A 1,710-nucleotide genomic window follows, 5' to 3' on the forward strand; every position below is an offset into this window, starting at 1 on the left:
TGCGCAGCTGCCTGCCGTCGGCATCGAAAAAGCGCAAGCCCTAGCAGCCTGTCGGTCAATGACTGGCTCACCCAAGACCAGCTGGCGCGCCAAGACCATCGCCCGTGCTGCGCTCAAAAGTTGGAAATTCTGAAATGCTGTGTCCGACAGGCTGCTAGCGTGGTGTTGCACGCTATCCGGCACTTAAAACCGCGTCTTTCAGGCCATGGCGGCGTTGCAAATCCGCGCGATACCTACGGGTATCGCTGTGGTTTTCGCCTGGCCCTGACCCATAATCCATCGGTTTTAAACGTGTCGTCAACCCGGTTCATCCATCAGTCTGAATCTGAGCAATCATGAAAATCATTGATGCCATCCTCACCCAGGCGCCCGGTTTGGCAGCCATTCGCCGTGATCTGCATGCGCATCCGGAGCTGCGCTTTCAGGAACAGCGCACATCCGACCTGGTGGCAGCGAAACTGACCGAGTGGGGCATTCCCCTTCACCGCGGGCTGGGCACCACCGGCGTGGTCGGCATCGTCGCAAATGGCACGTCGAGTCGTGCGATTGGATTACGCGCCGACATGGACGCGCTGCCCATGCAGGAGGCCAACACCTTTGCCCATGCCAGCACCCAGCCCGGCAAGATGCACGCCTGCGGTCACGACGGCCACACCGCCATGCTGCTGGCCGCCGCCCAGTACCTGGCCACGCACCGCAACTTTGACGGCACGGTGTATTTGATTTTTCAGCCCGCCGAAGAAGGCGGCGGTGGCGCCCGCGAGATGATCAAGGACGGCCTGTTCGACAAGTTTCCCATGGGCGCGGTGTTTGGCATGCACAACTGGCCGGGGCTGCAGTTCGGCCAGTTTGCCGCCAGCGCGGGCCCGGTGATGGCATCCAGCAACGAGTTCGAGATTACCCTGCACGGCAAGGGTGGCCATGCCGCCATGCCGCATAACGCGCTCGACCCGGTGCCGGTGGCGTGCCAGCTGGTGCAGGCTTTTCAGACCATCATCAGCCGCAACCTCAAGCCAATTGACGCGGGCGTGATTTCAGTCACCATGATCCACGCCGGCGAGGCCACCAACGTCATTCCAAACACCTGCGAGTTGCAGGGCACGGTGCGTACTTTTTCGCTGGCGGTGCTCGATCAGATAGAGCAGCGCATGCGGGTGATGACCGAGCACATTTGCGCGGCCTCCGGCCTGCACGCCGACTTTGAGTTCAAGCGCAACTACCCGCCCACCATCAACAGCGTGGCCGAGGCCGACTTTGCGCGCCAGGTGATGGCAGACATTGTGGGCGCTGACCAGGTACTGACGCAGGAACCCACCATGGGTGCCGAAGACTTTTCCTTCATGCTGCAGGCCAAGCCCGGTTGCTACGCCTTCATTGCCAATGGCGACGGCGACCACCGCGCCATAGGCCACGGTGGCGGGCCGTGCATGCTGCACAACCCGAGCTACGACTTCAACGACGAGTTGCTGCCGCTGGGGGCGACCTACTGGGTGCGCCTGGCCGAGGCCTGGCTTTCAAGCTGAGGCGCCAAGTCATAGCGGTGCAAGCGCCCGCAGCTGGCACCACAAGCGGGATGCGTCAACAAGGCGGGCAGCAGGCCCGAAATCGCGGAAATAAATTTTGGGTTTTCCATGAACCGCCTGTTCATCGCGACAGGAGCCGCCGTTGCGAATTGTCCCGTCAATGCGAACAGCCCCGTCATTGCGAACG

General features: G+C 61.8%; 1 protein-coding gene. It reads left to right on the forward strand.

Annotation, left to right across the window (positions count from 1 at the left end):
• Window positions 1-335 precede the first annotated feature (335 nt).
• The gene (locus tag IBX54_RS14945; RefSeq protein ID WP_296543440.1) at window positions 336-1,523 is read left to right on the forward strand and encodes a M20 aminoacylase family protein; all 1,188 of its coding nucleotides are present in this window, start codon (window positions 336-338) and stop codon (window positions 1,521-1,523) included.
• The last annotated feature ends 187 nt before the right edge of the window (window positions 1,524-1,710 follow it).

The organism is Rhodoferax sp., assembly GCF_014859475.1.
Classification (GTDB): Bacteria; Pseudomonadota; Gammaproteobacteria; order Burkholderiales; family Burkholderiaceae_C; genus Rhodoferax.